The organism is Bryocella elongata (genome assembly GCF_900108185.1).
In the GTDB taxonomy this organism is placed as follows: domain Bacteria; phylum Acidobacteriota; class Terriglobia; order Terriglobales; family Acidobacteriaceae; genus Granulicella; species Granulicella elongata.
Genome location: NZ_FNVA01000003.1, coordinates 104,630 through 123,286 on the forward strand (window position 1 = coordinate 104,630; position 18,657 = coordinate 123,286).

General features: G+C 63.7%; 9 protein-coding genes and 1 tRNA gene. 5 read left to right on the plus strand and 5 right to left on the minus strand.

What is annotated here, in order from left to right; translation table 11 throughout:
* Nucleotides 1-17: 17 nt before the first annotated feature.
* Nucleotides 18-1,295 (minus strand): aminotransferase class V-fold PLP-dependent enzyme, encoded by a 1,278-nt coding sequence (locus C4S68_RS09770; RefSeq protein ID WP_103932888.1) that lies wholly within the window; start codon nucleotides 1,293-1,295, stop codon nucleotides 18-20.
* A gap of 164 nt (nucleotides 1,296-1,459) precedes the next feature.
* Entirely contained in the window at nucleotides 1,460-2,731 is a 1,272-nt protein-coding gene (locus tag C4S68_RS09775; protein WP_103932889.1) for an ABC transporter permease, read from the minus strand.
* A gap of 208 nt (nucleotides 2,732-2,939) precedes the next feature.
* Between C4S68_RS09775 and C4S68_RS09780 the strand changes: the two genes are divergently transcribed.
* Nucleotides 2,940-9,116: an MG2 domain-containing protein gene (locus C4S68_RS09780; RefSeq protein WP_103932890.1), complete on the plus strand. Its 6,177-nt coding sequence runs from the start codon at nucleotides 2,940-2,942 to the stop codon at nucleotides 9,114-9,116.
* An 80-nt stretch (nucleotides 9,117-9,196) separates the two neighbouring features.
* On the opposite strand, the gene C4S68_RS09785 is transcribed toward C4S68_RS09780, so the two are convergent.
* Nucleotides 9,197-10,417: a PQQ-dependent sugar dehydrogenase gene (locus C4S68_RS09785; protein ID WP_103932891.1), complete on the minus strand. Its 1,221-nt coding sequence runs from the start codon at nucleotides 10,415-10,417 to the stop codon at nucleotides 9,197-9,199.
* Nucleotides 10,418-10,674: 257 nt separating this feature from the next.
* On the opposite strand from C4S68_RS09785, the gene C4S68_RS09790 reads away from it, so the two are divergent.
* Nucleotides 10,675-10,764 (plus strand) — tRNA-Ser (locus C4S68_RS09790).
* Nucleotides 10,765-11,082: 318 nt separating this feature from the next.
* Nucleotides 11,083-13,443, plus strand: a complete 2,361-nt coding sequence (locus tag C4S68_RS09795) for a winged helix-turn-helix domain-containing protein (RefSeq protein WP_103932892.1) — start codon at nucleotides 11,083-11,085, stop codon at nucleotides 13,441-13,443.
* Nucleotides 13,444-13,446: 3 nt separating this feature from the next.
* Here the strand turns inward: C4S68_RS09795 and C4S68_RS09800 are convergent, their stop codons facing one another.
* Nucleotides 13,447-16,134, minus strand: a complete 2,688-nt coding sequence (locus C4S68_RS09800) for a M14 family metallopeptidase (RefSeq protein ID WP_103932893.1) — start codon at nucleotides 16,132-16,134, stop codon at nucleotides 13,447-13,449.
* Between the two features lie 269 nt (nucleotides 16,135-16,403).
* Nucleotides 16,404-17,360 (minus strand): helix-turn-helix transcriptional regulator, encoded by a 957-nt coding sequence (locus tag C4S68_RS09805; RefSeq protein WP_103932894.1) that lies wholly within the window; start codon nucleotides 17,358-17,360, stop codon nucleotides 16,404-16,406.
* A 92-nt stretch (nucleotides 17,361-17,452) separates the two neighbouring features.
* On the opposite strand from C4S68_RS09805, the gene C4S68_RS09810 reads away from it, so the two are divergent.
* Both C4S68_RS09810 and C4S68_RS09815 read left to right on the plus strand, forming a co-directional pair.
* A complete protein-coding gene (locus C4S68_RS09810) occupies nucleotides 17,453-17,935 on the plus strand; it encodes a DinB family protein (protein WP_103933278.1) in 483 nt (160 codons plus the stop codon).
* Between the two features lie 135 nt (nucleotides 17,936-18,070).
* A complete protein-coding gene (locus C4S68_RS09815) occupies nucleotides 18,071-18,607 on the plus strand; it encodes a cupin domain-containing protein (protein WP_103932895.1) in 537 nt (178 codons plus the stop codon).
* The last annotated feature ends 50 nt before the right edge of the window (nucleotides 18,608-18,657 follow it).

An 18,657-nucleotide genomic window follows, 5' to 3' on the forward strand; every position in this document is an offset into this window, starting at 1 on the left:
TATGTTCGGAGCAAGACTTACGCGAACATCGCGTGCTCGTGCTGCAGGGCGGTGACCAGCGCGTCGAGATCCTGGTGCGTGCTGTAGAGGCCGGGCGTCACGCGGACGGCTGCGCCGCGGGTAATGCCCTTTCGGGCAACCGTATGCACGCGGTACTTCGTAAAGAGCGTCTGCTGCATCTGGTTGGCCTGCTCGATGGATTTCATCCCCCGGGTGCGGAAGGATGTTGTCGCTCCATAGCGTGCGGGATCGTCCGGCGTCAGTATCTCTATGCCGGGGAGGTCGCGGACGCGCTCGACCCAGTAGTTGCGCAGCCCTTGCAGGCGCGCGCGTTTGCGCTCCACGGTGATCTGCTCGTGGACTTCGATTGCTTTAGGGATCGTCAGCATGGCGGCGAAGCTCACCGTTCCGGAGAAGACCCGCGAGCGCACGTCCATCGATGAATCTTCGGTGTTGCCGTTACAGGGCTCGATGCTGCTGAGCCGCGACTTGCGAATGAACATGGCGCCGGTGCCTTGCGGCGCAGCAGCCCACTTGTGCAGGCTGAAGCCGACGAAGTCGAGGTCCATCTCGCGCACGTCGATGGGCATCTGCGCCACCGAATGCGCGATGTCCACGATGCAATCCACGCCATGCCGCCGCGCCAGCCCGACGATCTCCTTTACCGGCGTCACCAGGCCGGTGCGATGGCATAGATGCGTGACCAGCATCAGCTTCGCGTGCGGCGTTCGCTTGAGCACATCCTCATAGGCGGCGAGGATCGCGTCCGTGGTTGCGGGCTCGGGCATGACGAAGGTGACGACCTCGACGCCGCGGCGCTCCTTGAGGAACGTCATCGCGTCCTGCATGGCGTCGTAGTCGAGGTCGTGGAAGATGACGGCATCGCCGGGTGAGAGATGCGTGTAGCCGGTGATGAGATCCTGCAGCGACTCCGTGCCGCAGCGCGTGAGGGCAATCTCCGCCGGGTCCGCGTTGATGAGCTTTGCTACCGCGACGCGTCCCTGCTCCAGCATGGGAGCGATGGGCATGCCGGGCATGGTGCCGCGGGCGAAGACGCTGTTGTAGCGATTCACGAAAGCAATCTTCGAGAGGTACTCCTGCTGCGTGGGGATTGTCATCAGGCCCCAGTAGCCGTTCTCTAGGTTGATGTAAGTCCGGTCGACATCGTATAGCGAAGCGAAGTAGGCCGCCTCGGAGTCGGCGCTGTGCAGGGCTGCGGGCACGCTTTGCGCGAGCGTGGAGCCTGTGGCAAGCGAGGCGGCGGCTACCTTCAGAAAATCGCGGCGGGTCTTCATGCAGGCTCCTGGCGACAGGGATTGAGCGCACGGCGTGGGCGCGCAGGTGCGGCGTCGATCTCCCTTGAGGCTTGAGGAAAAGTCTACGATGCTTCGGTTGCAATTCGGATGTGACGCTGGCTGGGGTTGCGAAGATCCGCCGGCGCCGGCAGAAAGAGCCGGCGTTACTCGTACTTCAGCGTGGCCACGGGATCGAGCTTGGCGGCGCGGTTCGCGGGCAGCGTGCCGAAGATCACACCGACGACCACGGAGGTCATGAGCGCGGCGACAGCGCTCCACCAGGTGATGGGGATCGCGAAGTCGGTGAAGAAGTGGACGCTCCATGGAATCGCGAGCCCGATGACGGTGCCAACGAGGCCGCCGGAGAGTGAAAGCAGAATGCTCTCCGTGAGGAACTGGATGCGGATCTCGCGGCTGGTCGCGCCAAGCGCCTTGCGGATGCCGATCTCCTTGATGCGCGACTGCACGTTCGCGAGCATGGAGTTCATGATGCCGACGCCCGACACCACCAGGGTGATGACCGACGCAAGCAACAGCACCAGCGCGAGCATGTCAGCGATCTTGCCGGCGGTCTTCAGGATGTCCGTGAGGGTCTGCGCGCGGTAGACGCTGGTGGTGTAGTGGCGGGAGTGGATGATCTGCGTGATGCGCTTGGCCGCTGGTTCCACCTCGTTGGCCGACGACATGGAGAAGAAGATCTCCTTGAGAGTGTCCGTGCCGGTGAAGTAACGGGCCACCTCGTAGGGCACGAGGATGGTGTGCTCACTGATCTCGGACTGCCCGTAGGTGTCCGTGCTTTCAGCGAAGACGCCGACGATGACGAAGGGGATGCCTCGGCAGGTAATCGTCTTGCCGAGCGCCGCCTGATAGCTGCCAAAGAGCTCGATCGCCATGGGAGCGACCATGTCCGCCACGTTTGCGTGGGTGCTGGCGTCCTGGCTATCGAAGAAGCGTCCCGCCTTCGTCTTGAGGTTGCGGACGATCTTGTACTCGGGACTGACCCCGAGGATCGCCATCTCCTGGGTCTTGCCGCTGCCCAGCGAGACGCGGTCATCGTACTCCAGCATGGGCGAGGAGGCGACAATACCGGGAACCTGCTCGTCCACGGCCTGCATGTCCTCGCGGGTCATGAAGTCCGGCGTGGAGACGTTGTTGGGGCCCATGACCTGGCCGCCGGAGTACTGCATCTCGACCTTGTTCGGGCCGAGACCGTTGAGGGTGTCGAGCGCAAACTGGCGGCCGGTAAGGCCCACCGTCACGACCAGCACGATCGACGCCGAGCCAATGACCATGCCCAGCATCGTCAGCAGGAAGCGCGTCTTCGACCCGCAGAAGGTCTCGTACGCCTGCGTGAGGACCTCACGAAAGGCGACCGTCGTGCGCGCGCTGCGCAGGGTGTTGTCGAAGCTGGTGGCGGAGGTGGTGGTGGTGGCCATGGATCCGGATTCCCGGCTGCTGCCGGGCAGAGTTTCAGTATCGCAGCCAAGCGACGCTGGCTGCTACCCTCCCTGCTCAGACGCCCGCCGGCTGCAGATGGATTCGCGGTTCCTGCCGATCGTGCGAATATGGCGGTACTCCCCCGCACGTTCCCGGGCGGGAGCGGTCCCGGTTTGTCCTCTACCCCGAGCTTTGCCTTGAGGAACCATGGGTTTGCGCCTTCGTCGTCCATTCCGCGAGCTTCCGGCCTGCCTGTCCGCGGTGGCCCTTGGCCTGGGCGCGCTCGCGTGCGTCGCGGCGCAAATGGACGGCGGTCCGCTTGCGGTCGATGAGCGAGGGATGTCGCTGTCCGCAGTTCCCAACGGCCTCGCGCTTCGGCTGCCTGTCCACGGCGGCTTGGGCGGGCACGCGGCAACTATCAAAGCGGAGCTGCTCGACACGCTGGGGATCGTGCGATCGCAGGCTTCGTCCACATGCGAACTCCATGGGCAAGCCACGGTCTGCGAGCTGGCGATGCCGCCCGCGATGCCCCCGAATCACCTCGATTCGATCGACGGGGGCGACCTGTCGCTCTACCGGGTGCGCTACAGCATTGCGGAATCCGAGGTGCGAGAGGCTGGGCGCGCGAGCGGGATCGTGTCGGTGGGAGGCATCGCACCGGGGCTGTTCGAGCTGCACGCGGCAGCTCCCAAGGTGGTGCGGGCCGGGGCGACGTACATCGTGCGGCTGCGGGCGATTCATCCGCTGACGCATCTGCCGAGGCCCGGGGTTGCGCTGGAGGTCAGCTTGTCTGCCTCGTATGTGGAGGATGACAGGAAGGATGAGGGCATCGGCAAGAGCCAGGCGCTGACCGATGCCGACGGCTTCGCTTCTGTCCCGGTGACGGTGCCGGCCGGTCCCGATATCGCTTCCGTGGATGTGGACGTGGAGGGAAGCTTTGGGAACTTCAGGCTGAGCACCACGCAGACGCTGAACGTAGCGACCGCCCCGCACTTCAGCCTGACAACGGACAAGCCTCTGTACCAGCCCGGGCAGGCGGTGCACACGCGGATGCTTCTGCTGGACCGCAACGCCCATGCCGACGCTGGAAAGACCGTACAGGTGGACGTGCGTGATCCCGATGAGACGCTTGTCTACCGCGCGACGGCGGTGACCTCAGCGTATGGCATCGCCACGGTGGACTGGGCCGTGCCGCCCAGGTTGCGCCTGGGCGAGTACACGTTGATGGCGAGGGAGACGGGTGACCCCGGTGGCAGCAGCTCGAGTAACCCGATGGAGGCCAGGGCTACTGTCCGGGTGAGCCGCTACGATCTGCCCACCTTCGTTGTCACGCCGCAACCGGACAGGACGTTCTACCTTCCCGGCAACAATGCGGAGGTTGAGGTGCGGGCGAACTACCTCTTCGGCAAGCCGGTGTCGCGCGGCCACGTTCGAGTGGTGCGGGAGGACGACCGGACGTGGAACTTCGTGGAGCAGAAGTTCGATGTGAAGGCAGGAAGAGAGATCACAGGCGACCTGGGCCGGGACGGAGTCTTCCGGGCGCACATCCCGTTGGGCCGCGACCAGAAGCTCGCGGCGCGCGAACCAGGTCAAGTACCAGGCAATGACGTCAGAGATGTGCACTTCGCGGCGTACGTAACGGATGCTTCGACGGGCCGCACCGAGCAACGCCGGTTCGATCTTCGTCTTGCGAGCCAGGCGTTGAACGTCTATGTAGGTACGCCGCCGCAGACTGCGGGGCTTCCGCAGCAGCAGTATGTGAGCGTAACAACTGCCGACGGCACGCCTGTCGAGTGCGATGTGACGGCGGCGCTGCTACCAGCCACGTCGGACAAGGAACCCTGGCCGAAGCAAGCTGCGAGAGCATTGCCCCTGGCACATCTGCATACCGATGCCCACGGGCTGGCAAGGCTCACGATGCCCACCTATGAGGAGCTGTTGAAGCTGCGTCCAGCTTCACTGGATGGCCCTGACTTCAGTGCAGACGAAGCTCTGCGGCTGGTCGTCAGCGCCCGCAACGGCCAGGGCATGACCGGAAGTGTGGAGCAGAGCCTGCGGACGCCTGGGGCGGTAGTCCGAGTGATGACGCCGCAGACGATCTATCGCCCGGGGCAACCGATCGCGATCACGCTGGAGTCCGCGCAGCCCTCGCTGGCGCTCACGGTGCAGGTGATTCGGCAGACGCAGCGTGGGGCTCTGCTGCTGGAGGCGCGCGATGTGACGCTGTCGCATGGCCACGCCACGCTGACCTTGCCTTCCGATGCGCGGTACGGCGGCATCGTGCTGATCAACGCGGTAGCCGTGGGCACGGAGGTTGCTGTGCCGGACGAGAACTATGGAGGCGAAGACGCCCGCAGCTCCCAAGTGTCGCGGGCGCTGCTGTTTCCGCGTGACAACCAGCTGCATGTGGGCGTCGCGATGTCCGCCGAGACCTACAAGCCGGGCTCAGAGGCTATGGCTGCGCTTACCGTGCGAGGGCCACAGGATGCCGATGGCGACGACAACCAGAGTGCGCCGACGGTGGTTGGACTGGTCGCGGTCGACCGCGCAGTCGAGGAACGCAACCGGGCCGACAACGACTTTGGAGGCAATGAACGCGAGGCAACGTCGTTCTTCTTTGGGCAGGACGCGGACTACAGCGGTGCGGCAGGCGGCTTCACGCTGTCCTCACTGCAGCAACTCGACTCGGCCAAGCCGGTGCCGGAGGGCGCGCAGCTCGCGGCAGAGATTCTGCTCTCCAACGAGCGGATAGTCTTCGATGCGGCCAGCGACGTTCCCCCCGAGGACCTCGCCGGCGTCTTCCGGATTCTGATCGATGGCCAGTTGAGCCCTGCTCGCCTGGCTTTGAACCACGCCATCAGCAGCCATGCCGAGCTCAACGGCACGGAGCCGGAGGTGGCCGCAGTGCTCTCTGCAGAGGGCATCGACCTGCACGCGCTGCGCGACCCCTGGGGCCGTCCGTACACGCTGATTGCGCGGCCGGAGAACAGCGGCCAGACGAACCTTGTGCTGATCAGCGATGGGCCGGACAAGAAGCACAGCACTGCGGATGACTTCGAGGTGAACCTCGCGTCGTGGCGCTGGTTCGAGGCACGACTGCGGCAGCTGCAGCACGCAGTCTTCGCGTACCACCAGCGCACGGGCGAGTATGTGCGAACGCAGCATGATCTGGCCGAGGCAATGCAGGCGGAGGGCGTCGCTTTTGAGAGCTGGCTCGACCCGTGGGGGCGGCCGATTCAATATCGCTTTGCGGTGGAACAGACGCGCTTCGCCGTGGAAGTGCGGACCTTGGGAGATCCTGCGACGAAGCCCCTGTACGCGTGGGAACGCCCGCCGTTCGTCCTTGGGACGGCCTACACCGACTACACCGCAGACCTGAAGGTGGCCCTGGATCGTGCGTTGAATACCTATGCCGCGAGCCACGCCTTCCCGCGCGACAATGCCTCGCTGCAGGCGGCATTGAGGGGCTCTCAGGTAAAGCCCGCGGACCTGCGCGACCCATGGAAGCATCCGCTCTACGCCACCTTCCGCAGCCACATTTTCTATGCGGACAAGGCCCGCACCGAGATGCATGCAGCCGCTCCGGGAGCGGAGCCGGAGGTGCGGACGACGATGACTCCGGTGACGGCGGTCTCCGACATCGTCGAACTCCACAGCGCGGGAGCGGATGGACAGCGCGGCACAAACGATGACTTCATCGCTGCCACGGCATCGATGGTGCGTTCGACACAAAGTGCCCAGCAGGGCGCGCCGCAGCGTATGCAGCATGCAACGGTGCACGTGGGTCCTTCGGGCGAAGTTTCGGGGCTGATCACCGATCCTTCTGGTGCGGCCATTCCGGGCGCGACCATTACCGCCACGGAACTGAAGACCAGAGCAGAGATGGAAGCGCAGTCCGACCGCGAGGGGCAGTATCTCCTGGGGCCGCTTCCGGTGGGCCTTTACAAGGTGCGATTCCACATGAACGGCTTCGACGATCTTGTTTACGACCAGGTCGCCGTCAAGATGAAGGAGATCGTGACGATCGATGCGAAGCTTCTGGTTGGAACCGAGAGCCAGATGATCGAGGTGACTGCTGCGCAAGCGACGCTGGAGACCTCCAGCGCATCGGTGGGGGTCACTGTCCAGGCGCTGGCGAGTCTGCCCGCGACGCGGGATGTGAAGTCGCTGATGCGCCTCATCCCCGGGGCAACGGCGGAGTCTGCGCCGCCGACCGCGACACCACGGCTGCGAGAATACTTTCCGGAGACGCTGTTGTGGCGGCCTGAGATCCTCACCGCGGCCGATGGCACGGCGACCGTGAAGTTCCCCGTGGCTGACAACATCACTTCTTGGCAGATCGCTGCCGCGGCCTCTGCGCTCGAAGGAAACACGGGCTCTGGCACAGCGGAGTTCACCACCTTCCAGCCGTTCTTCGCAGCGTTCGATCCGCCTTCCGTGTTGACGACTGGAGATCGCATCGCGCTGCCGGTGACGCTTCGCAACTACCTCGATCACGACGTCTCCGTGGAGGGGACTATCGCTCCCGCGGCTTGGTTCCATCTCGATGGAGCGGCGAGCAGCACGGTCCATGTGGCGTCACGGGGCTCGATCTCGCCGGTCTTCCGCTTCACGGCTGTGGCCCCGGTGAGCAACGCGCTGCAGGAGTTCACTGCGACGATGATCGGCGGTGCGGATGCGGGTGATCGCATCGCCCGGCCGGTGACGGTGCATCCCGATGGCCTGGATAGTGCCGTGTCGACGGCGGCGATCGTCAATGGAGCCACGACGCTCAACGTTACGTTGCCGCCTGACACCATCTCTGGGAGCACCGATGCCGTGCTGAAGGTGTATCCAAATCTTGGCGCGCATCTGCGCGATGCGATGGCAGCGATGGTGGCTTATCCCGATGGTTGCGCGGAGCAGATCATGTCCATTGCGTGGCCCAGCCTGCTGCTGCAGAAGTACAGCGCGAAGCTACCGCACAGCGATACAAGGACTTCGGTTGACGAGAGGCTGCAGCGGCAGACGAAGACGTATCTCGAGCAGGCGTACCAGAACCTTCTGGGGAACCAGCTGCCCTCGGGTGGCTTCGCATACTGGACGAAGGGCTCCCCGACGGACATTGCGCTGACAGCCTACGCCGTGGAGTTTCTGCAGCAGGCAAGCGAGTTCATCGCGGTCGATCCCAAGGTGATCGGCAACGCGGTGACATGGCTCGCGAGCCAGCAGGAGAAGAGCGGCCTGTGGCTTACGCTGGACGCCTACCGGCAGAAGCAGCCGCTGGACAAGCGCGGCAACGCGATGCTGACGACCTCCGTTGCGGCCATGATCAGCGGCGCCCCGGGCGGCGAGCCGCTCATTCGCAAAGCGCTCACCGCAACGCAGGGCTTCGTCAACGAGTTCGATGAGCCGTACACGCTCGCAAACTATGCGCTTGGCTCGTTGGCGCTGGGTGACACGGCACGCAGTGAACCAGCGATCCAGCGGCTGCGGGAGATGGCGCTCAGTGAGAACGGCGGAGCGTACTGGAGCCTCGAGACCAACACGCCTTTCTACGGATGGGGACGGGCGGGGCGCGTGGAGAGCTCGGCGCAGGTGCTGCGCGCGCTGGTGGCGTCGGGTGCGACGGCGAACGACGATCTCGTTGCGCGCGGTCTGCTGTTCCTCGATCACCAGCAGGACAGGCAGTCGCTCTGGTACTCCACGCAGGCCACCGCGCGCGTGCTGGATGTGCTGGCGGAGATTGCCTTGCAGGCGCCAGTGACACCTGCAGCTGGGGCGACAGACGGCACGTTGGCAGTGACCGTGGACGATCAGCCAGCGAAGTCGATTCCATTCCCCGCGAGCAACTCCGACAGTGGGCCGATCTTCATACCGCTGGGCACGCAGCTGGGCGCCGGGACACATCGGATCGCGCTCGCAATGCCCTCTGGCGGAGGGTCCGCAACGGCGCAGGTGGTCGCGAACTTCTACCGCCCCTGGTCAGCGATTGCAGGCCAAAGCGGCATTGCGAATCACGAGCGCCTGCGCCTCGTTGTGGACTACAGCAGCAGGCATCCGCAGGTGGGCAGGGCTGTCGTGGTGAAGACGCATATAGAGCGCATTGGCTTCCGGGGATACGGGATGCTGCTGGCAGAGATCGGGCTGCCGCCAGGTGCGGACGTCGACCGCGCGTCGCTGGAATCCGCAATGACCGCGAGCGGAGCGCAGCTGAACCACTACGAAGTGCTGCCCGATCGCGTGATGCTGTACGTTTCCCCTCGCGCGGGCGGAGTGAACCTCAAGTTTGCCTTCAGGCTGCGCTTCGGCATCGATGCGCTAACGGGTCCGTCCAGCGTGTACGACTACTACAACCCGGATGCACGAGCGGATGTGGCTCCCACGCGCATGCAGGGATGGTAGGAGAATTTCCCGAGTACATGAAGAAGGGCCTCCTGTCCTGATGGACGGGAGGCCCTCATTCCTGCAGCCAGCTGCGGGAGCTACTTGGGAGTCACGCGATACACGGCGCCCACCTTCGCGTCTTCGAGCATCCAGAGCGCACCGTCGGGTGCGACCTCGACGTCGCGGATGCGGTGACCGACGACCCAGCGTTCTGCGGGCTTCGCATTGCCCTTCTTGTCGAACGTGATGCGGAACAGCGCCTGGCTGGCGAGGCCGCTGATGAACGCGGAGCCATTCCACTGCGGGAACATGGCGCCCTTGTAGAACATCAGGTTGCCCGGAGCGATGATGGGCGTCCAGTAGATGACCGGCTTGGTGAGATCCGCCCGCGTATCCGGGCTGGGGATCGGCACGCCGTCATAGTTGGTGGCGTAGGAGACCAGCGGCCAGCCGTAGTTCTTGCCCGGCTGGATGAGGTTCAGTTCGTCGCCACCCTTGGGGCCGTGCTCGACCTCCCACAGCCGGCCGTCCGGAGCGAAGGCAAGACCGTAGGGCGTGCGATGTCCGCTGGACCAGGTCTCAGAGGGAGTGAGATTCGGGCCGGGGAAGGTGTACGTGCGGACGACGGGAGCGGTCTTCGCCTCTTCGGTGTTCGCTGGCGGATCGATCACGGGTACGGTCGGCGTGCCGATCTTGCCGGCCATCGGGTTGCCGGGCGCGGGCTTGCCATCGAGCGTCAGGCGAAGGATCTTGCCGAGCGGCTGGTTGGGGTCCTGCGCGGGAGTCATGCGCTGGCGGTCACCCACGGTGAGGTACAGGAGCTTGCCATCAGGCGAGAACGCCACCTGCGCGCCGAACTGTCCACCGTTGCCGCGCTCACCATCGCGCCAGATGACCTTCAGGTTTTCGAGGCTTGCCGCGTCGGGCGTGAGTTTAAGCTCAGCCTTCGCCAGGGCGAGGCTCGAACCACCCGGGTCGCCGGGTTCGGAGTACGTCAGGTAGACACTGTGGTCCTTCGCATAGTGCGGCGAAAGGAATACGCCGAGGTTGCCGCCCTGCCCGCGGTACAGCACCGCAGGCGCATTCGCGACGGGCATCTTGTCGCCCTTCTGCGTCACGAGGAACAGGCCGCCGACCTTCTGCGTAATCAGCATCCTGCCATCGGGCAGGAAGGCGATGCGCCAGGGAAACGAGAGCGTCGTGACCTGCGTCATCGTGAACGGAACCGTGGCCTCTGGCTTCTGTTCGCCAGCATTGATCTGCGCACCGGCCTGCATTGCCGCCAGTGCCAGGAGCCCACCCATCATGAACCGCTTCATCAGGTATTCCTCAATTTGTTTGGATTGCCGTGTGGTGTGGATCGCATCGCCTGCGCCGCGCCTCCGAGATGTCCGGAGTATCCGCGAATCCGCGCAGAAGCAGGCCGGAGAGCAAACTCTTTATAGCATTTGACGGCAGGCACCTGATGATAGACGCCCGATGGGGCGCTCGTCGTTCGATGCCTCCATGCTGCATGCCCAGGCCAGCCCCGGGCAGCGCCGTCATACAATGGTCAAAGCAACAGCGCGCACCCCGCGGAGGGATGTGTGAGTGGTTGAAACAGGCGGTCTTGAAAACCGCTTAGCCTTAACGGGCTACGGGGGTTCGAATCCCTCTCCCTCCGCCATTCCTATGTGCACCAGAGTTCTCCGGCGCCATGCTCTTCCTGCGCGGGCCTGGTTGCTGTTGCGCCAGATGCATATGTCGGTGTCCGTCGCTCTGGCGGAGTGCACCTTTTGGCTTTGCGGGCGTTCTGCGCGTTCCTGGTGGAACAAGGAGCGGAACCGCGAGTCGTCATGGACATCGCGATGGAAGTTCATTGCCCTTTCGCGTGGCCATTGATAGAGTCGTGTCACTTCCGAGCCGCAAGGTATTTCGATGGTCGCCGGACACTGCAAAGAGACCCCAGTGACGCGTCGTGACAGGGCGCGTCAGTACGGATTGCATGGCTATCCCGATGAAAAATGGTCAGGTTCTCCGTTTCGCGGACTTCGAAATTGACCCCGCGAGCCGTTCTGTCCTTCGTGGCGGAAACAGGCTCACGCTCAATCGACGAGCCTTCGACGTGCTGTACTTCATGGCGCTGCACAGCGGCGAGGTGCTGAGCCGCGAAGAGTTGCTGCGCGGCGTATGGCCGGATTCGCATGTCGACGCGAACAGCCTTTCGCAGAGCATCTCCGCACTCCGAAAGGCGCTGGAGGAAAAGCCTGGCGAGAACGCTTACATCGCCACGCTTCCCGGCCGGGGATATCAATTTCTGGCTCCGGTCGAGGTCGTTCCGACAGCAACCGACACCGGCGCCGGGTTGGTGCAGCACCAGGAGCCGAGCTCTCTGGTGTTTGAAGAACGCACCTTCAGCCACCACGTCGTGACCGAGGAACGGCTCGAAGAGAGATCCCGTCGTCGCCTGATGATTGTTGGCGGTCCCATCGCGGCGATGGCTTTGTGTGTAGCCGTCGGGATCGGAGTGTGGCGGGCCCGCAGCGAATCCGGTGGAGGTCACGTAACGGCAGTCCTCGCCGATCTCGAGAACGATACGGGCGACACAGAGTTCGATCACACGCTGAACAAGGTATTGCAGATTGATCTGCAACAGTCTCCCTACTTTGGCGTGGTGAGCGAAGGGCGGGCGCGCCGGACGTTGAAGATGATGCGGCAGGATCCGACCGAGGCGCTGACAGCACCGCTGGCGCGCGAGGTCTGTCAGCGCGTCAACGGACAGGTCTATGTCGTCCCCGCGATTGCGAAGCTCGGCGACCGCTATTCCCTCACCATGCAGGTGAATGCATGCTCTGACGGACACGCGCTGGGGTCGGACCGTAAGGAGGTCGCGTCGAAGGACAAAGTGCTGACGGCATGGTCGGATCTGACGCGGCGCGTGCGGCGATCAGCCGGCGAATCGCGAAGCTCGATCAAGGAGTTCGACAAGCCGCTGTATGACGAGCCGACGTCATCACTCGATGCGCTGCGGGCCTACTCCGAAGCGACGCGGCTGGGCGACGGAGGGAAGTTCCAGGAGTCGATTGCGCTTTATCAGCATGCGGTTGAGCTCGACCCGAACTTCGCAGTGGCCTACGCCGACATGTCGACGATGTACTACAACATCGACGACAAGGTCCACGACAAGACCGCAATCGCCAAAGCCTATGCGATCCGCGACACGGTGAATGAGCGCGAGCGGTTTTACATCGAGCTGCGCTATGCGCAGAGCGTGACGGGCGATCTGAACGCCCTGCTTGATTCTCTGCATCGCTGGGTGGCAACGTATCCGCAGGACAACCTGCCGCTCAGCGACCTGGTGAACTTCGAGACATGGACCGGGCACTATCCCGAGGCGGCTGCCTACGCAGATCGTGTGGCCGAGCTCGAACAGAGCCAGAACATTCACAACGGGATCTCTTACGAGATCGCTGCCCGTGCTTATCACCATGCAAATTTGCCAGACAAGGTCCGCGCCACCTACGCCCAGGCGATGCAGTGGAAGGTGGACACGCAAGGTCTGCACTGCGTGATGCTGGAGTTTGCCGCAGAGAACGGGGACCAGGCAGAGGTGGATCGCCAGATTGCATGGTCGCGCAACACGCCTGCCGAAGCGCATATGCTGCAGGAGGCAGGACTGGCTGCGTTGGCCGCGGGTCAGGCGAAGAAGGCCGACGGGCTGTTCAAGGAAGCCAGGCTGGCAGCGACCCGCGACAAGGTCGAAGACTCGATGCCGGACCTCGACGACTATTACGTGCGCATGCTGGCCGAGGTGGGCCTGAAAGACCGCGCTCGCGAGATGTTGAAAGTATTGCCTCCGGCAGATCCATCGCTGGATCGTGCGTTCACCCAGGCTGAGATTGGCGATGATGCTGCCGCGCTTGCAGCAGCGGAGCACATGCGCGCCGAATCCCCGCAGGACACCCTCGTCACTGCAGAGTATGTCCCCAGCGTGCAGGCGGTGATTGCCTTGCAGCAGAACCGAGCTTCGGATGCGGTGCGCCTGATGGAGGCAAGCTCTCCCTTTGAGCTGCGCGATCCGACGATTCCATATCTGCGCGGGCAGGCATACCTCGCCGCGCATCAATCGGCCGAGGCACTCCGCGAGTTTTCGGAGCTGGCGGATCGACCGTATCTCGCCGACCCTTCAGCGGCGCTGACCAACCTGGCGCATCTCGGCGAGGCCAGAGCCTACGCGCAGGAGCACAACGAAGCGCAGGCCGATGAGCAGTACGCGAAGTTCTTTGCCGCATGGTCTGCCGCAGATCCTGATCTTCCAATCCTGCACGAGGCGCGGCTGGAGGAGCAGAGGACTCGCCATCCGTAGCCGCTACGGCTGAGCTCCCTGTCCGGTTCTACGAGCCGCCCCTGCCGCTGCGGGAGCAGCAGCTTCCGACCCCGCAGACGTTTCGCCGGCTGCCCGTGCGGGCGGCGCAGGCGTTGGAGTCTCAACCGGCATCGGCGGGTCTTCAAACTGGTAGAGCGCGTTGAAGAGGTACCGGTAGGTACCGTGCGCCTGTCCGCGATGCTGCGGCTTGAAGCCATAAAGGAAGACGCGGCCCTTGCCGTAGCTCACCTCGAGTGCGGCCACCTTGTCGTGCAGCAGCTCCTGGTGGATGATCAAGCCGCTTTCGAGCAGCTCGCCCTGCTTGGCATACTTTGCCAGCACCGCACCCTTGAAGCCGGGTTGAATCTCAAACGCTGGGCCACGCTCGAACATCACGACAGGCGATGACGGCACACCGAAGTTGATGGGCAGCTCCGGATGCTGCACCTCGATACGCAGCAGGGCGCCAGAGCAGTAGAACTTGTCGTTAGGCAGGCCCTGCACGATGTTCTTCACCGGCAGCGACATCACAGGGATGAGCGCCGAGGCCGCCTGGTTGAAGGCGATGAGCGTTCCGCCGCTGCGCACGAACTCGCGCAGGTTCTCCGCACCGGACTCTTCGATGCCGCCAGCGTATTGTCCCGGAACCATGCCCTCGCGGAAGCCGTGCATGAGCTGGTTGCTGTTGATGTCCGGCAGGATGATGACGTCGTAACGATCGCGCAGATTCGCGGAGCGAATGTCCGCGTTGTAGAGGCTCTTCGCGCCGTAGTTGTAATTCTCGAGAATCCAGCGTGTCCAGCCTTCATCGATGGCGCCCGTCCATGGACGGTAAAGACCCACGCGCGCCTTCTTTAGCGCCACGGTCTTCTCCGGCGCTGACGCCATGGCTACCGCTCCCACCCCGTACTTCGAAGTGAGGTCGCTGATCGCGGCGTGGTCGATGCCCTTCACGAGGAAGGCTCCACGCTCATTGCCCTCTGCCGTCTTCAACGGCTCACTGGCCATGGAGACGCTTCCACCCTTGGCCAGCACCGCGTTCACGATCTGGAAGGCATTGTTCGGCTTGTGGCTGATGGCGAAGGTCTCTCCTGCGCCGCTGACACCGGCTTCGGGCAGCTTCACCGCGTCGACCTTGCTCATCTTCGCTCGTTGCGTGGCCTCGAGGGGATCGCTCACGGTGTCGACGGCAACACCCATCTGCAGCGGCAGGGTCCAGCCGGTGATGTCATACGGCAGATGCGACCCTGAGGCTGTCTCGCCGGTAGCAGCGGCGGGATAGGCCTGGCGTTCCATCAGCTCCTTCGCCATGGGCGCGAAGGCCTGATCCATGGGCACAACCCATGAGCCCGCCGGATAGGCGATGCCATTGGCTTCGAAGCCCGCGTTGGTCTGGTACACATCGAGGCCGTTGTCGATCATCTTCTGCGCGAGCAGGCCAGCCTCAGGAACATCCGCCTGCTTCGAGCTGATGACATACGCGAACGGCGGCTCGGTGCGGCGCTTGTTGTCGCGAGCGGTCTGATAGCGGTTGTACTGCAGCGCTTCGTGATTTTTCGCGGCGAGATCGAGGACGGACATCGAACCCGCGACCATGTAGTCGACTGCATCCTTCAAACGCCACCAGCCACCGACCCACGGAGCGGTGTACATGCTGAGCACGCGAAGATCGTTGTACTCAGTGGGGAACTCATCGACCGTATACAGGCGCGGGGTGGCGTAGCGATAGAGCGCGGTCTCGGTGAAGAAGGAGATCTCGCCGCGATAGACGCCGGCCCAGTCGGTGAAGCCTGCGTACCAGTTATCGAAATGAGTCTCGGAGATGGCGCCGGGCATGTTGTGCTGGTCGAGATAGGCGGTCATGTTGGTGCCAAGCACGTTGAGCCAGCTGCGCACATACGGGCTGATGTTGCCGGAGATGGGATCGGCGAAGGGCGGAATCCAGATGCGTGCAGGGAACGGCGCGGTCTGGTGCTGGCAATAGAAGATATCCGGGCTGTACTCGATCTCGGTCTTCGTGACGACCTGCTCTTCCTTCATGTTGAGCATGAAGCCGTCACGGTTGTTGTCGTGCCCGACGTACTCCTGGTAGAGCCACGGCAGCGGCGCGACCTCGTACTTGGTGCCCACGTTCTTGCGGTACCAATTGACGATCATGTCCTGACCATCGGGATTGAGCGTGGGCCAAAGGACGAGGATGACGTTGTCCAGAATCGCGTCGATCTCGGGATCGTTCTTCGCCGAAACGAGCTTGTACGCGAGCGTGATGGAGTGTTGCCCACCCGCAACCTCGGAAGAGTGCAAGCCGCCATCGATGTGCACGATGACCTTGGACTGCCGCGCAAGCGCGAGCGCACTCGCATCGTCCAGGCCATCGGCCGTGGCCAGCTTGCGCGCGTTCTTCTTGTACTCGTCGAGCTTGGCGAGGTTCGCAGGCGAAGAGATGACGGCCACCTCGATGTCGCGGCCCTGCGTGGTCTTGCCGACGGTGAACATCTTCATGCGGTCGGTACTGGCCGAGAGCGTATGGAAGTACTTGACCGCGTCCTCATACGTTGCGAGGTAGAAGTCGTCGCCCGGCGTGTGTCCCAGCACCGAGACCGGGGTGGGGGCCTGCGCATGCAGCGCGGGGTGCGACGCGAGTAGAACCGGAAGAAGACACAGCGGGCGGAGACGTCGAAGAAGACTCATACATTCCCTTTCGAACACGGCAAGAACGAACACGATGAGCCTCTCGTCCGGGAGCTCACGACCGGAGGCGTGGAGACAATGCCAGCCACGAATGGCGGAATGGCATGTGCGAGGGCGTACGCTGACGCGCAGGGCCCTGGAATCTTCAGGAATGGCGTCGGTTCGACGGCATCCCGCTGTGAGTTGATGGATATGAATCTACCGGGAATCAGGTTGGGAGGGAAACTGTTCGCAGATCAACGGCGTGGGACTGCAAACGGGGATGGGCCTTACGGTGCACTGCGTGCAGCCTGACTGGCCAGAGTAGCGATTCGCTGAAAGGTCTCCCTGAGTTCCGGCGGCCCGTGCACCACAATCTTTCTCCCGGTGCTGAGCAGCATGGCGGCGACCAGCTCGAGGCGGTCCCGGCCGCAGCGAAGGCGCGTCCCCTCAGCCTCGGCCTCCATCGCGACCCTCCAGGGAGCAAAGTTGCGCTCTGCCTCTTCCAACGGCAGGTCGATCCACACATCCACCTGGTACAGCGACTGGAGGAAGGGCATGCTCTCTGAAAGAAAACGGCGGGCGTCGAAGCCCGTCACTGCGGGAAACATCTGGTCTGTGGTTTCGATTCGCGTCACGCGATCGAGGCGGAAGGTGCGCATCGCACGGCGTGCCATGCAGTGGCCCATGAGGTACCAGCGGCCATCGATGTGCAGCACAGCGTAGGGCTCGATCTCGCGAAAGGAGTGAGCCTGGCTGTGCGACTCGTACGCGAAGCGAATGCGGCGACAGTTGCGAATGGCATAGGCTGCGGTGGTGAGGCACTCCAGCGAAGCCGGAGCGACCCAGGCGCCGGGCTCGATGGTGATGACGTTCTCGACCGTTCGTATGCTCTCGCGCAGTGACTCGGGAAGAACGCGGCCGAGCTTTGCGAGTGCGCCTTCCGTCGCGGGAGCAAATGCGGCGAGCCCCACCTGGCGCAAGGCACGCAGGCCCAGCGACAAGGCGAAGGCCTCTTCATTGGTGAGGAGCAGTGGCGGCAGGCGGTAACTCGGACGCAGGCGATAGGCGCCGCCCACGCCCGGCGAAGAGCCAATGGGGATGCCGAGGTCTCGCAGCCTGACGATGTACCGTTGCACGGTGCGAAGATCCACCTCCAGGCGCTCCGCGAGCTCCGCGCCGGTTACGTGGTCGCGCGCCTGCAGGATCTCGAGGACGGCGAAGACGCGCATGATCGGGTCGTACATACGATTTCCATCCTCCCTGCAATCTACGACAGAGGCTGTCGGGAATGCTCTGTAGCTTGAGGCTAAGCCCAGACGGGCCCTGGAGGATGAAGATGACAACCGAGACAGCAACCGTGAACCTCGTGACGGCAGAGGCGTTTCTACAGAACTGGCAGGCGCATCGGCGCCTTACCCGCAAGGTGATTGCGGCGTTTCCCGAAGATCAGCTGTTCACGTTCACCCTGGGCGGCATGCGCTCTTTCGGCCAGATGGCGCTGGAGATGATTGGCATGGCGGTACCGGTTGCGGCCGGCGTCGGGACCGGCAAGTGGGGCGGCTTCGAATACGGCAAGCCCGGAACCAAGGCTGACCTTCTGGCACTGTGGGACGAACAGACGCCGCTGCTGGACGAGGCGTTTCGCGCGATTCCTCCCGACCGCTTCTGGCTCGTGACGAAGGCATTTGACCAGTGGGAGATGCCCGGGATGGTGATGCTCCAGTACTCCGTGGACAACGAGATTCATCATCGCGGCCAGGGGTATGTGTATCTGCGCGCGCTGGGCATCGAGCCTCCGGTCTTCTGGGAGCGTGACTAGGAGGCCTCAGGGCGATCGTATTTCTTCGTGGCGGTTGTGACGGCTGGGGGGATTATGTTCATGTTGTTCATGACGCAGCGCCACGGAATCGTGCATCGTAGATCGTAGAAGAAGCAAGCGCCAAGGAGAATCACGATGACCGAGCCTGTTGCGTCTTTGACACTGCCGCCCGACGATCCTGCACGCGCACTCGCGGTTGCCCACATCAACGAGGATGATGGGCTTCCGCACATCGGCCTGGTCGGCGATACCTACACGGTCACCGTGAGCGGCGAGGACACCAACGGCCGGTTCTGCGTGATCGACATGCACATCCCTCCGGGTGGAGGACCTCCGCCGCATCGTCACGACTTCGAGGAGACGTTCATCCTGCTGGAGGGCGAGATGGTGGCGACCTTCCGCGGCGCGAAGACCGTGGTGCGGGCCGGCGACACGATCAACATTCCGGCCAACGCTCCGCACCAGTTCCACAACGCCTCGTCGTCCGCAACGCGGCTGTTGTGCATCTGCTCGCCTGCCGGGCAGGAGAAGTTCTTCGCGGAGGTCGGTATCCCCGTCGCGACGCGGACCACACCCCCTCCCGCGCTCACTGGCGAGGAGCAGGCGGCCTTCATCGCCAAGGTTGTGGCTCTCGCACCGAAATACAGAACCGAGTTGCTGAAGGAAGCCTGAGCATCGGGGCGAGGCTTCAGGGACGAAGCTCAGGGGAACGCTGCGATCCG